This is a genomic window from Achromobacter colocynthidis (genome assembly GCF_057334535.1).
This window is the reverse complement of record NZ_JBHFIZ010000037.1, coordinates 19677-32957: the sequence shown is the minus strand read 5'-3', so window position 1 is coordinate 32957 and position 13281 is coordinate 19677. Positions and strand designations below refer to the sequence as shown.

At 65.3% G+C, this 13281-nt stretch carries 9 protein-coding genes; 4 read left to right on the top strand and 5 right to left on the bottom strand.

Features of this window, described 5'->3' with window-relative positions:
- The first annotated feature begins 171 nt into the window (after nt 1-171).
- The 3 genes from tkt (at nt 172) to ACE04A_RS19880 (ending at nt 4520) form a co-directional block, all read left to right on the top strand.
- Nucleotides 172-2208, top strand: a complete 2037-nt coding sequence (gene tkt, locus ACE04A_RS19890; RefSeq protein WP_485820434.1) for a transketolase — start codon at nt 172-174, stop codon at nt 2206-2208.
- Nucleotides 2209-2222: 14 nt separating this feature from the next.
- Complete coding sequence (gap, locus tag ACE04A_RS19885) at nt 2223-3233, top strand: type I glyceraldehyde-3-phosphate dehydrogenase (protein ID WP_485820433.1); 1011 nt, start codon at nt 2223-2225, stop codon at nt 3231-3233.
- A 93-nt stretch (nt 3234-3326) separates the two neighbouring features.
- A complete protein-coding gene (locus tag ACE04A_RS19880; RefSeq protein ID WP_259249511.1) occupies nt 3327-4520 on the top strand; it encodes a phosphoglycerate kinase in 1194 nt (397 codons plus the stop codon).
- Between the two features lie 243 nt (nt 4521-4763).
- Here the strand turns inward: ACE04A_RS19880 and ACE04A_RS19875 are convergent, their stop codons facing one another.
- Complete coding sequence (locus ACE04A_RS19875) at nt 4764-5747, bottom strand: Bug family tripartite tricarboxylate transporter substrate binding protein (RefSeq protein WP_259249508.1); 984 nt, start codon at nt 5745-5747, stop codon at nt 4764-4766.
- A 287-nt stretch (nt 5748-6034) separates the two neighbouring features.
- Between ACE04A_RS19875 and ACE04A_RS19870 the strand changes: the two genes are divergently transcribed.
- Entirely contained in the window at nt 6035-7723 is a 1689-nt protein-coding gene (locus ACE04A_RS19870; RefSeq protein WP_447991005.1) for a SulP family inorganic anion transporter, read from the top strand.
- 2 nt (nt 7724-7725) lie between these two features.
- Here ACE04A_RS19870 and fabI read toward each other — a convergent pair whose 3' ends face one another.
- The 4 genes from fabI to ACE04A_RS19850 are packed head-to-tail and all read right to left on the bottom strand — an operon-like array spanning nt 7726 to nt 13228.
- The gene (gene fabI, locus ACE04A_RS19865; RefSeq protein ID WP_448717707.1) at nt 7726-8514 is read right to left on the bottom strand and encodes an enoyl-ACP reductase FabI; all 789 of its coding nucleotides are present in this window, start codon (nt 8512-8514) and stop codon (nt 7726-7728) included.
- A gap of 37 nt (nt 8515-8551) precedes the next feature.
- Entirely contained in the window at nt 8552-9763 is a 1212-nt protein-coding gene (locus tag ACE04A_RS19860) for an acetate/propionate family kinase (protein ID WP_259249504.1), read from the bottom strand.
- A gap of 34 nt (nt 9764-9797) precedes the next feature.
- Entirely contained in the window at nt 9798-10742 is a 945-nt protein-coding gene (locus ACE04A_RS19855) for a phosphate acetyltransferase (RefSeq protein ID WP_259249502.1), read from the bottom strand.
- Complete coding sequence (locus ACE04A_RS19850; protein WP_448717709.1) at nt 10739-13228, bottom strand: DUF3141 domain-containing protein; 2490 nt, start codon at nt 13226-13228, stop codon at nt 10739-10741. The genes ACE04A_RS19855 and ACE04A_RS19850 overlap by 4 nt, the downstream gene beginning before the upstream one ends.
- Nucleotides 13229-13281 lie beyond the last annotated feature (53 nt).

The window sequence follows — 13281 nt, the reverse complement described above, 5'->3', positions numbered from 1 at the left end:
CAATTGCGGGAGCTACGCTGATATTTCCCCGGGGGCGATACGCTTCATTACATCGGGCTTAAGAGCGATGGCGTGAGGGAAATCCCCTGATGCTAAAATCGTCTGCTTCGCAACCCACTCAACTGGCCCCTATATTTCCCGTAGGCGCGCCAGCTTCAAAGAGCCTTCCGAATGAGCAATCCGACCGCCCCTAAACTTGCCTTGGCGGATGCCATCCGCGCCCTCGCGATGGATGCTGTGCAACAAGCGAACTCCGGGCACCCGGGTGCTCCCATGGGCATGGCGGAAATCGCCCAAGCCTTGTGGACGGGCAACCTGCGCCACAACCCGAAGGATCCCGCCTGGGCCAACCGCGACCGCTTCGTGCTGTCCAACGGCCACGGCTCGATGCTGATCTACGCGCTCTTGCATCTGACGGGTTACGACCTGTCGATCGACGAGCTCAAGAATTTCCGCCAGTTGCATTCCAAGACGCCGGGCCACCCCGAAGTGGGCATCACCCCGGGCGTGGAAACCACCACCGGCCCGCTGGGCCCGGGCCTGGGCAACGCCGTGGGCATGGCGCTGGCCGAAGCGCTGCTGGCGGCTGAATTCAACAAGCCCGGCCACACCATCGTCGACCACCACACCTACGCCTTCACGGGCGACGGCTGCCTGATGGAAGGCATTTCGCACGAAGTGTGCTCGCTGGCTGGCACGCTGAAGCTTTCCAAGCTGGTCGTGCTGTATGACGACAACGGCATCTCCATCGACGGCCACGTCGAACACTGGTTCGCCGACGACACCGCCAAGCGCTTCGAAGGCTACGGCTGGAACGTGATCCGTGGCGTTGACGGCCATGACGTCGCCGCCGTGGACGCCGCCATCAAGGCCGCGCGTTCGCAATCGGAAAAGCCCACGCTGGTGGTCTGCCGCACCGTCATCGGCAAGGGTTCGCCCAACATGGCCGGCACGCACAACGTGCACGGCGCGCCGCTGGGCAAGGACGAAATCGCCGCCACGCGCGCCGCGCTGGGCTGGTCGTCGGAACCCTTCCAGATCCCGCAAGACGTCTACGACGGCTGGGATGGCCGCAAGTCGGGCGCCGCCGCGCAAGCCGAATGGCAAACCGCGTTTGACGCCTACGCCGCCGCATTCCCCGCCGAAGCCGCTGAGTTCACGCGTCGCATGAAGGGCGAAATGCCCGAGGGCTACGCCGACCAGTTCAAGGCCTTCCTGGCCTCGACCCTGGAAAAGGCCGAAACCGTGGCCACCCGCAAGGCTTCGCAATTCGCGATCGCCGCGCTGGCGCCGCTGCTGCCCGAAATGCTGGGCGGCTCGGCCGACCTGACCGGTTCCAACTTCACCGACTGGAAGGGCGTTGTCGCCGTTCGCGCCGGCGAAAAGGGCATCCAGTTCGGCCGCCACATCAACTACGGCGTGCGCGAATTCGGCATGGCCGCCATCATGAACGGCGTGGCCTTGCATGGCGGTTACCTGCCTTTCGGCGGCACGTTCCTGACGTTCTCGGACTACTCGCGCAACGCCATCCGCATGGCCGCGCTGATGAAGCAGCGCGTCGTGCACGTGTTCACGCACGACTCGATCGGCCTGGGCGAAGACGGCCCGACCCACCAGTCCATCGAACACGCGGCCAGCCTGCGCTTGATCCCCAACCTGTCCTTGTGGCGTCCTTGCGATACAGCTGAAACCGCCGTGGCCTGGAATGCCGCCGTGACGCGCCCGACCAGCATCGGCATGGATGTGCATGACGGCGGCCCCACGGCCCTGTTGCTGTCGCGCCAGAACCTGCCGTTCGTGCCGCGTGACGCGGCTACCGTCGACGCCATCGCTCGTGGCGGCTATGTGCTGCGCGATGCCGAAGGCGCCCGCGCCGTCATCATCGCCACCGGCTCGGAAGTGGCCATTGCACTGGACGCGCAAGCCCAACTGGCCAAGGAAGGCGTCGCCGTGCGCGTGGTCTCCATGCCCAGCACCGACGTGTTCGACAAGCAGGACGCCGCCTGGAAACAATCCGTGCTGCCCAAGGGCCTGCCGCGCGTGGCTGTCGAAGCCGGCGTGACCGCCTTCTGGCACAAGTACGTGGGCCTGGAAGGCGCCGTGGTCGGCATCGACCGCTACGGTGAGTCCGCCCCTGCCGGCGCTTTGTTCAAGTTCTTCGGGCTGACCGCCGACAAGGTGGCCGAGACCGTCAAACAGGTTTTGTAAAAAAGGAGCTTAGTATGACTATTCGCGTCGCCATCAACGGTTACGGTCGCATCGGCCGCAACATCCTGCGTGCCCACTACGAAGGTGGCAAGAAGCACGATATCGAAATCGTCGCCATCAACGACCTGGGCGATCCCAAGACGAACGCGCACCTGACGCGCTACGACACCGCCCACGGCAAGTTCCCGGGCACCGTCGAAGTCGACGGCGACTTCATGGTCGTCAACGGCGACAAGATCCGCGTGCTGGCCAACCGCAACCCGGCTGAACTGCCCTGGGGCGAGCTCAAGGTTGACGTGGTCCTGGAATGCACGGGCTTCTTCACGACCAAGGAAAAGGCCGGTGCGCACATCAAGGGCGGCGCCAAGAAAGTCATCATCTCGGCCCCGGGCGGCAAGGATGTGGACGCCACCATCGTGTTCGGCGTGAACCACGGCGTGCTGAAGTCGACCGACACGGTCATCTCGAACGCTTCGTGCACCACCAACTGCCTGGCCCCGCTGGTCAAGCCGCTGAACGACAAGCTGGGCCTGGAAAACGGCCTGATGACGACCGTTCACGCCTACACCAACGACCAGGTCCTGACCGACGTCTACCACGAAGACCTGCGCCGCGCGCGTTCGGCCACGATGAGCATGATCCCCACGAAGACCGGCGCTGCCGCCGCCGTGGGCCTGGTGCTGCCGGAACTGAACGGCAAGCTGGACGGCTACGCCATCCGCGTTCCGACCATCAACGTGTCGCTGGTTGACCTGTCGTTCGTGGCCAGCCGCGCCACGACCGCCGAAGAAGTGAACAGCATCCTGAAGGCTGCGTCGGAAGGCGAGTTGAAGGGCATCCTGGACTACAACACCGAACCCCTGGTCTCGGTGGACTACAACCACAACCCGGCCTCCAGCACCGTTGACGCGTCGCTGACCAAGGTCTCGGGCCGTCTGGTCAAGGTCTCGTCCTGGTACGACAACGAGTGGGGCTTCTCGAACCGCATGCTCGACACCACCGTCGCGCTGATGTCGGCCAAGTAAGCAACACGGTCAGTCCATAGGGGACGGATTTGTTTTCCGCCAATGCGGAAAATGGGTTCGTCCCCTTTGTTCGCCTATCGTAGGAAAGCAAATATGTCCAAGGTCAATACCCTGTCCGCGCTGGCCAAGTCCGGCGCCCTGTCCGGCAAGCGCGTGTTCATTCGTGCCGACTTGAACGTGCCGTTCGACGACGCCGGCCGCATTTCCGAAGACACGCGCATCCGCGCCTCGGTGCCGGGCATTCGCCTGGCGCTGGACGCCGGTGCCGCCGTGATGGTTACGTCCCACCTGGGTCGCCCGAAAGAAGGCGTGCTGACCGACGCCGATTCGCTCGCCAAGGTCGGCCAGCGCCTGTCCGAATTGCTGGGCATGCCCGTGCAGTTGGTGCGCGACTGGGTCGATGGCGTGCAAGTGGACCACGGCCAGGTCGTGCTGCTGGAAAACTGCCGCGTGAACGTCGGCGAAAAGAAGGACGACGAAGCACTGGCCAAGAAGATGGCCGCGCTGTGCGACGTGTATGTCAACGACGCGTTCGGCACCGCCCACCGCGCCGAAGCCACCACGCATGGCATCGCGCGCTTTGCGCCCGTGGCCTGCGCCGGCCCCTTGCTGGAAGCCGAGCTTGACGCCCTGGGCCGTGCGCTGCACGAACCCAAGCGCCCGCTGGTCGCCATCGTGGGCGGTTCCAAGGTGTCGACCAAGCTGTCGATCCTGCAATCGCTGGCTGACAAGGTCGACCAGTTGGTGGTGGGTGGTGGCATCGCCAATACCTTCATGCTGGCTGCTGGTTTGTCCATCGGCAAATCGCTGGCGGAACCTGACCAGGTGGACCAGGCGCGCGCCGTGATCGACATCATGAAGCAGCGCGGCGCGGCCGTGCCGATTCCGGTGGACGTGGTGTGCGCCAAGGCATTCGGCGCGGACGCCGAAGCCACGGTCAAGGCCGCCACGGACGTGGCCGACGACGACATGATCCTGGACATCGGCCCGCAAACCGCGGCGCAGTTGGCCGAGATCCTGAAGAAGGCCGGCACCATCGTCTGGAACGGCCCGGTGGGCGTGTTCGAATTCGACCAGTTCGCCAACGGCACCGAAGTGGTGGCGCGCGCCATCGCCGACTCGGACGGCTTTTCGATCGCCGGCGGCGGCGACACGCTGGCCGCCATCGCCAAGTACGGCATCGGCGAACAAGTCGGCTACATCTCGACGGGCGGCGGCGCATTCCTGGAATTCCTGGAAGGCAAAACCCTGCCGGCGGTAGCGGTGCTGGAAGCGCGCGCGGCGTAAATGATGGATCAATCGCGCAATATCCCATCGTAGGATGGGTGTAGCGCGCGACGGTCTCTGCAAGGGCGCTGCAAGGTATCGCGTGAAACCCATCAAGCGGCATTCGCATGTGGCTGATTCAGCCATTACGCCTGTGCTGCTTGATGGGTTTCGCGCGTTTTGGATTGGTGTTCTTCTTTGCTTTGGGCTCGCGCTGCACCCATCCTACGTGCCATTGGACATCGGGTTTTTAACCGACCCGCCTTATTCCATTTTTGCGCCGGAGATCTTCACGATTTCTGCGTAGCGCTTGATTTCCGATTGGATGAACGCGCCGAATTCTTCCGGCGATTGGCCGGCCGGGACCAGCGCGCCCATGTTTTCCATGCGCTGCTTCACGTCCGGGCTGGCCACGACGGCGTTGACTTCCTTGTTCAGGCGCTGCACTACGTCCGACGGCGTGCCGGCGGGCGCCACGATGCCGTACCAGGCCGACGCAAACATCTTCGGCACGCCTGCTTCCTCGAAGGTGGGCACGTTCGGCAGGGCAGGCAGGCGCTGGTGCGAGGCCACGGCCAGTGCGCGCAGGGCGCCGGCCTGAACCTGGGCCAGCGAGCCGGTGTCCAGCATCATGTCCACTTGTCCCGCCAGCAGGTCCGACACCGCAGGGCCGCTGCCCTTGTACGGAATGTGCATCACATCCGCGCCCGTCAGGTGCTTGAACATCGAACCCGCCAGATGCTGTGATGAGCCCACGCCGCCCGAGCCGTAATTCAATTTGCCGGGTTCCGCCTTGGCGGCCGCGATCACGTCCGCGACCGAATGAAAGGGCGACTGCTTCGGCACTTCAAGAATGTTGGGAATCTCGGCCACGAAGGCGACCGGAGCGAAGTCCTTTGCCGCATCGAAGCCCAGGCGCGAATACAGGTGCGGATTGGCCGCGTTGGTGGAACTGGTGGCCATCAAGAGCGTGTAGCCGTCGGCCTTTTCACGCACGAAAGACGCCGTGCCGATATTGCCGCCCGCGCCGGCCTTGTTGTCCACGATCACCGTCTGACCCAGCCGTTCGGACAAGCGCTGCGCCAACAGGCGGCCCAACGAGTCCGTGGCGCCGCCCGGAGGCCAAGGCACCACCAGCTTGATCGGGCGGTCGGGATAGGTTTGCGCATGCACGGCCGGGGCAACACCCGCGGCAAAAGCGGCCAGGATAAGCGCGCGGCTGGCGCGACGCAGGAAGGCGTAGGACATCAAGTCTCCAGAAGTGCCGGCCCCGTCCTTCGCGTCGGGTGGTCGATGCGGGCGGGCCATGTCGGTGTGCAAGGCGCGGCGAAGTGCCGCTGTTCTTATGCGGGGGACTCTACGCAATCCGGCTTTTCGATAAAAGAGACAAATACGCAACGATCTTCATTCTAAAAAGGAATGAATAACGGGCGCTTGTTGATTTGAATCGGGTTCAACGAGCATCGTCTGGTGTAGCCTTTGCGGTCTGTGTGCCCCCTCGCGCAACATCATCCATCAGGTCATCTCGCAGCATCATGAACCTACGCTTCTTCCCTGGCCTGAACAATTTCCGTGGCATCACCCGAGACTCGGCGCGGCGCGATGTCATGGCCGGGCTAAGCGTGGCGGCCGTGGCCTTGCCGGTGGGCCTGGCCTATGCCGCGATGATGGGCGTGCCCCCCGTCGCCGGCCTGTGGGCCGCCATTGCGGGCATGCTGGGCTATGCGCTGTTCGGCTCGTCGCGCACCCTGATCGTGGGGCCGGACACCGCCACCTGCACGCTCATCGCCGCCACCTTGACGGGCATGGCGCTGACGTCGCCCGAAGACAGGCTGGTGGCCGCCACCGGCATTGCGCTGACCGTGGGCGTGGGCTGCCTGATCGCCCGCGTGCTGCGGCTGGGTGTGCTGGCCAACCTGCTGTCGCGTCCCGTCCTGATTGGCTACATGGCCGGCGTGGCGATTACCTTGGCGGTGTCGCAGATGAGCGGGCTGACGGGCGTGGGGCTGCGCAACAGCGGCTTGGTGCATCCGTTTCTGGAGTTGTCCCGGCGTATTCAGGAAATTCAGATTCCGACCCTGCTTCTAGGGCTGGCCTCGTGTGCGTTGCTGATTGGCGTCAAGCGCTGGCGGCCAAGCTGGCCCGGCCCGATCCTGCTGGTGGTGGGCGGCTGCCTGTTGTCGTGGCTGTTTGATTTTCCCAGCCTGGGCATCGCGGTTGTGGGCGAAGTGCCCGCCGGCTTGCCGGGCATCAGCCTGCCCGTACGGCTGGAAGGCGTGGACAGCATGCTGCTGGGCGCGGCGGGGGTGCTGGTGGTCAGTTTTTCCAGCGGCATTGTCACGGCGCGCAGTTTTGCCGCCCGCACCGGCGAACACGTGGACCCCAATCGCGAACTGGTGGGCTTTGGCGCGGCCAACGTGGCGGCGGGCCTGTTTCAGGGCTTTGTCGTGACGGGGGCCGATTCGCGCACGGCGGTGGGGCTGGTGGCCGGGGGCTCGTCGCCGCTGGTCAGCGTCAGCGCGGCCGTTGCCTTGGCGATCGTCGTGGGCTTGTTGAGTGCGCCGCTGTATTGGCTGCCGCAAGCCGTGCTGTCGGCCATCTTGCTGCTGGCGGCGGCCAGCCTTTTCGATGCCAAGGCCTTCATGCGCCTGGCACGCATTTCACGCATCGAACTGGCTTTCGGCATTTTGGCGGCGGTAGGTGTGGTGGGCTTCGGCGTGTTGCAAGGCGTGGCGGTGTCGGTGGGCGCGACTTTGCTGTACGCCATGTATGTATCGGGCAACCCGCGCGACGCGCTGCTTGGCCGGCTGCCCGGCGAATACGTGCTGGGCAAGCTGCATTTGAACCCCGACGCGCAGCCCGTGCCGGGCGTGGTGATCTGGCTGTTTGAATCGTCGGTCTGGTTCTTCAACGCCGATGCCTTCCGGCGCCGCGCGCGCGAAGTCATGGATCAGGCGGGTGACGCCACCTGGTTCGTGCTGGACGCCGAAGCCATGACGCAGGCCGATGCCGATGCGGTCGAAGCGCTGTATGAGTTGAAGCGCGAACTGGATGCGCGCCACATCAGCTTGCTGGTGGCGGGCGGCCACGGCCAGTTCCGCATGGCGCTTGAACGTTCGGGGCTGGTCAAGAAAATTGGCCGCGACAAGATTTTCGGCAGCGCCGAACAAGCGGTCGAAGCGATAGAGCGATGGCGCCAGGGGCCGCCGGACACACTGGCGTGAGCCTAATCGATGATGTGATAGCCGCCGTCGATGTACAGCGTCTGCCCGGTCATGAGCCGTGCGGCGTCGGTGGCCAGCCACGCGGTGGCTTCGCCCACATCGTCGATGGACACCAGGCTGCGCGCGGGCGCCTTGGATTGCGCGCGGTCCAGCAGCGCGTCGAATTCCGCAATGCCGGAGGCGGCGCGCGTTTTCAAGGGGCCCGGCGAAATTGCGTGCACGCGGATGCCTTGCGGGCCGAGTTCGGCGGCCAGATAGCGCGTGGCCGATTCCAGCGCCGCCTTCACCGGCCCCATCATGTTGTAGTGCTCTACCACCATCTGTGAGCCGTAATAGCTCATGCAGAACAGGGCGCCGCCCTTGGCCATCAGCGGTTCGGCCAGCTTCGCCATGCGGATGAACGACCAGCACGACACGTCCATGGCTTGCAGGAAGCCCTCGCGCGAGCAGTCCGTCACGCGGCCATGCAGGTCGTCGCGCGGGGCGAAGGCGATGGAGTGCAGCACGAAGTCCAGGCGACCCCATTCGGCCGTGATGCGCTCGAACACGGCTTCCAGTTCGCCCTCGTTCAGCAGGTTCAGCGGCATCAGCAACGGCGCATCCACTTGGCGCGCAAGCGGCTCGACGTGGGGCAGCGCCTTGTCGTTCAGATAGGTCACCGCCAGTTCGGCGCCCATGGCGCGAAACGCCTTGGCGCAGCCCCATGCAATGGAATCGGCGTTGGCGATGCCGGTCACCAGGCCGCGCTTGCCGGCCAGCGGCAGCGCCGCGTTCGAGGTAGGGGCGTTCATCGTGGGCTCACTCGCGGTTGGGGCATTCTTGGCGCATTCATTGTTGGCGAACCAGGGCCAGCGTGTGCTGGGCAATGATCAGCTCTTCGTTGGTGCGGACCACATACACGCCGATGCGGCTGTCGTCGCTGGAGATGCGCGGCCCTTGATGGGCGTTGCGTTCCGGGTCCAGCTTGATGCCCAGCCAGCCCCAATGGTCAGCGATCATCTGGCGGATCTGGGGCGAGTTCTCGCCCACGCCGGCGGTGAACACAATGCCGTCGATGCCGTTCATGGCGCAGCCCAGGCCAAGCATGCCTTCGGCCACGCGCCACGCGAAATACTTCAGCGCCAGCTTGGCCGATGGCGCATCGCTGGCCAGCAGTTCGCGCATGTCGTTGCTGATGCCCGACAGGCCCTTCATGCCGCAGTCGTGATAGAGCAGATGCTCGATCTGGTCGTGGTCCATGCCGCGTTCCATCATCCACAGCACCACGCCCGCATCCAGCCGACCGGGGCGCGTGCCCATGGGCAAGCCTTCCAGCGCGGTGAAGCCCATCGTGCTGTCCACGCTCTTGCCTTCGTGCATGGCGCAGGCGGACACGCCCGAGCCCAGATGCGCGGCGATGATCTTGCCCATTGCCAGTTCGGGCAACGCCTGCTTCAAGCGCTGCGCGATGTACTCATAGGACAGCCCATGAAAGCCGTAGCGGCGCACGCCTTCCTGGTACAGCGATTCCGGCAGCGCGTAGCGGTCGGCCACGTCGGAATGGCTGCGGTGAAACGCGGTGTCGAAGCACGCCACCTGCGGTATCCAGGGGCGGCGTTCACGAATCACGCGGATGGGCGCCAGGTTGTTGGGTTGATGCAGCGGCGCCAACGGCGTGAACGTATCCAGCTTGGCCAGCACGGCATCGTCCACCAGCACCGGTTCGGACAGGTCCGGCCCGCCATGCACCACCCGGTGCCCCACCGCCAGCGGCGCGCCGCCCAGGTGGCCGCTTAACCAGGTGCCGACCACTTCCTGGGCGTCGCGCACGTCCGGTGCGTGGCTGGGCGCCACATCGCGTTCCAGCAAGGTCTTTCCCGCTGCGTCGCGTACCCGCAGCTTGGGATGCGAGGTGCCGATGCCTTCCAACTGGCCGCCCAGGCGCGGCGCCAGTTCCTGCTTGCCGTCGATGTCGTACAGGTAGAACTTGATGCTGGAACTGCCGGCGTTGATGACGAGGATGGTGTCGCTGGTATCTCGGGTGTCGCGGGGTTCGCTCATGGCTCTGGGATCCGGTAGCGGTGAGAGGCGCGCGTCAGACCAGGGGGCGGGCCGCCAACTGGCTGAGATGGTGCGCGTAGATGGCCGCCACCGCGCACGACGCCAGGCGCGAACGCGGGCTGTCGGCGCGGCTGGTCAGGATGATGGGCACGCGCGCGCCCAGCACGATGCCGGCTGCTTCGGCGTTGGCCAGGAACGTCAGGTTCTTGGCCAGCATGTTGCCCGCTTCCAGGTCGGGCACCACCAGCACCTGCGCCACGCCCGCGACGGGCGAGCGGATGCCCTTGATGCGCGCCGCGTCCGGGCTGATGGCGTTGTCCAGCGCCAGCGGGCCGTCCAGCAGGCCGCCCGTGATCTGGCCCCGGTCGGCCATCTTGCACAAGGCCGCCGCTTCGATGGTGCTGGGTATGCTGGGCGTGACTTGCTCCACCGCCGACAGGATGGCCACGCGCGGCTCGCCCAAGCCCAGCCCGTGATGCAGGTCGATCACGTTGCGGATGATGTCGGCCTTGGTTTCCAGGTCTGGAAAGATATTGATGGCCGCGTCCGTGATGAACAGCGGGCCGGCATAGGTGGGCACTTCCATGATGAACACATGGCTGATGCGCCGGCCGCTGCGCAAACCGGTGGTGCGCGCGACGACTTCGTGCATCAGTTCATCGGTATGCAGGCTGCCCTTCATCAGCAGCGTGGCCTCGCCGTTGCGCACCAGCGCCACGGCGGTTTCGGCGGCGGCGTGGCTATGCGGCACGTCAACAATGCGCGCATCGCCCAGGTTCAGATTGAACTGGGTCGCCGTGTCGCGGATCTTCTTTTCCGGGCCCACCAGGATGGGATGCAAGAGGCCCAGGTCGCGGGCTTCCAGCGCGGCGGACAAGGACGGTTCGTCGCAGGGGTGGGCGATGGCGCAGAAGGCCGGCTCTAGCGTCTGCGCGCGGGCGATCAGCGTGTCGTAATGCGTGGACGTGGGCAGTGTCATGCGCGCTTGGCCTTGGCGGGTTGTGCAGCGGGTTGCGCAGCGGCTTTCGTGCTGCGCTTCGTGGCGGGCTTGGCTGCTTTCTTAGCCGCCTTCGGTGCGGTCTTCGTTGCGGTCTTCGTTGCGGTTTTCGGTGCTGCGTCCGTTGCTGCCTTCGTCGCCACCTTCGCCGCTGATTTTGCCGCGGCCGGGTGCGGACGGGCAACCTTGGACGGCACTTGCGCGGCCGCGTCGATCAGGTTCAGCGCGGGGGCCGTGGAAGCGGGCGTGGCTTCCAGCCTGGCGGGCGCATGCGCCTGGGCGCGCTTCTGGGCACGGCGTTCGGCGGCCTCGAAGATGCGCTCCATTTCGGTCAGGCTTTCGCGAGCGGCCGGGCTAAGCGGTTCGGCGGCTTCCAACACGTGCTTCATCGTTTTCAGCGCGCTGCGGATGGCGTCGGGGGACGACTTTTCCAACAGGCGCGGCATGGCCTGGATGGCGGCGTCGGAATCCAGCGTCAGGATCAAGGCCTGGTCGCGGATGGTGTCCTTGAATTCCTGCAACGTCATGGCGTTGTCGGACTCGGCGCGTACCTTGCGGATCAGCGCAAAGCTGCGTTCGTCCAGACCACCTTCGGCGCCGGACACATACAGCAGCATGCGGATGGCGGCCACGCGCAAGCCGCCTTCCTGCAACAGCGAACGCAGATCGGCGGTGCGTTCTTCCATGAAGCGGCGGTGTTCGGGCGACACGCCGGGGTGCTTGCGCGGCGGGCCGGAACGCGCGCCCAGGCCGGCCAGGTCCTGCACCAGCGGCGATCCGTAGACACCCATGAACGTGCGTTCGTCTGCTGAATCGCGCATTTCCTGCCAGATGTTCAGGCTGCTCTCGACCCAGTTCGAGAACATTTCCTGGGCGATCAGGAACGGGTTGGACTCGGACACCGGCTGGCGGTGCTCGCGCACCTGTTCGGCAACCGCGGCGATGGGGGCGATGGCGGGGTTGCGGTCCGAGATCAGCTCGTAAGGCAAGCGCAGCGGATGCAGGCGCTGCGACCATTCCGCCGATTGCGGCGTGACCAGCGCGCGCAGCCATGGCTGCATGAAGCTGCGGTACATGCCCAGGTTGATGTCCGAAATACGGGCCACGGCGGCAAAGCGCTTATCGTCTTCTTCCTTGCGGTCGACAATGGTGCGCACATCGTCCAGCGTGCGCTGCTCGAACGACAGCACGTAGTTGCCAAACGCCAGGTCGGCATTGGGCGTGTCGGGCGTCTTGTCGGCGATTTCAGCCTCGTAGATGCCGGGCGGCAACACGTCGATCATGTCGATGTTCGACGTGAATTCCTGATGCTCCTTGCGGGCCACGCTGCCCGACACGAAGATGCCCAGGTGGCCGATGCTTTCGTGCACGGCATAGACAATGGTCTGGCCGTGCGCCAGCACTTCGGCCTCGTTCTGGTACAGATCCGGGATCCAGCCCAGCGCCTGCGGCGGGGGCGTGATGTTGTCGCCCTTGGAGCAGAACACCACGATGGGCGAGCGGATATTGCGCAAGTCGATACGGATGCCGTCAGACGTGACCAGGCCGGCGGTGGCCAGGCGGTTGCCCACGAACAGGTTGTCGACGATGTACTGGATTTCGGGGCCGTTCAGGAAAACGTGGCCGCCCCACCATTTTTCAAAGCTCAGGTAGCGGTCGGCCTCGGTGTCCACCTTGGAATACAGGTTGTACTGCTTGGACCACAAGGTGTTGGCGGGATTCAGGTTTTCGAAGTTCTGCACCAGCCAGGCGCCGTCGAATTTGCCATTGCCCAGGTCGCTGGTCATCGCCGTCAACCAGCTACCGCCCAACAGGCCGCCGGAATAACGCATGGGGTTCATGCCGCGCCAGCCCGCCCAGTACGACAGCGGGGCGCCGGCCACGATGATGGGGCCGAACAATTCGGGGCGGATGGCTGCGGTCATCATGATCTGCCACCCGGCCTGGCAGTTGGCCACTACCACGGGCTTGCCTTCCGCGTCGGGATGCAGCGCGATGATCTCTTCCAGGAAGCGCGCCTCGGCCATCATCACGTCTTCGACGGTCTGTTCCGGCATGGGCTGCGGCAGGAAGGTGGCGAAGTAGCAGGGGTGCCCCGCACGGACCGCCACGCCGATTTCGCTTTCCGGCTTGAAGCCGCCGATGCCCGGACCGTGCCCGGCGCGCGGGTCCACCACCAGGAAGGGGCGCTTGATCGGGTCGGTTTCCACGCCTTCGGGCGGCTGGATGCGCAACAGCCCGTAGTTGACGGGGCGGGGCAGCTCGCGGCCATCCATCACCAGTTCGAACTCCATGCTGAGCACGTTGGGTGCGCGCTTGGCCATGTGTTCGTGATACTGGTTGCCGCGTTGGCGCAGCACGTCGGCGTAGAGCACGCCACGTTGCCAGGCATCCACGGCATATTCGTAGGCGGCCGTCCAGGGATTGAAGGACGGGGTGGGGACGCGATCGTTGCCGGAATCGGCCATGGCGATCTCCTGTGAGTGGCGCCCGACGGCGAAAGACCGTCGGACCGGCCCCA

What these genes read in the sequence shown, in the direction of transcription:
- ACE04A_RS19850 (WP_448717709.1), bottom strand. Translation starts at nt 13,228, where the DNA reads ATGGCCGATTCCGGCAACGATCGCGTCCCCACCCCGTCCTTCAATCCC.
- ACE04A_RS19870 (WP_447991005.1), top strand. Translation starts at nt 6,035, where the DNA reads ATGAACCTACGCTTCTTCCCTGGCCTGAACAATTTCCGTGGCATCACC.
- fabI (WP_448717707.1), bottom strand. Translation starts at nt 8,514, where the DNA reads ATGAACGCCCCTACCTCGAACGCGGCGCTGCCGCTGGCCGGCAAGCGC.
- gap (WP_485820433.1), top strand. Translation starts at nt 2,223, where the DNA reads ATGACTATTCGCGTCGCCATCAACGGTTACGGTCGCATCGGCCGCAAC.
- ACE04A_RS19855 (WP_259249502.1), bottom strand. Translation starts at nt 10,742, where the DNA reads ATGACACTGCCCACGTCCACGCATTACGACACGCTGATCGCCCGCGCG.
- ACE04A_RS19875 (WP_259249508.1), bottom strand. Translation starts at nt 5,747, where the DNA reads ATGTCCTACGCCTTCCTGCGTCGCGCCAGCCGCGCGCTTATCCTGGCC.
- ACE04A_RS19860 (WP_259249504.1), bottom strand. Translation starts at nt 9,763, where the DNA reads ATGAGCGAACCCCGCGACACCCGAGATACCAGCGACACCATCCTCGTC.
- ACE04A_RS19880 (WP_259249511.1), top strand. Translation starts at nt 3,327, where the DNA reads ATGTCCAAGGTCAATACCCTGTCCGCGCTGGCCAAGTCCGGCGCCCTG.
- tkt (WP_485820434.1), top strand. Translation starts at nt 172, where the DNA reads ATGAGCAATCCGACCGCCCCTAAACTTGCCTTGGCGGATGCCATCCGC.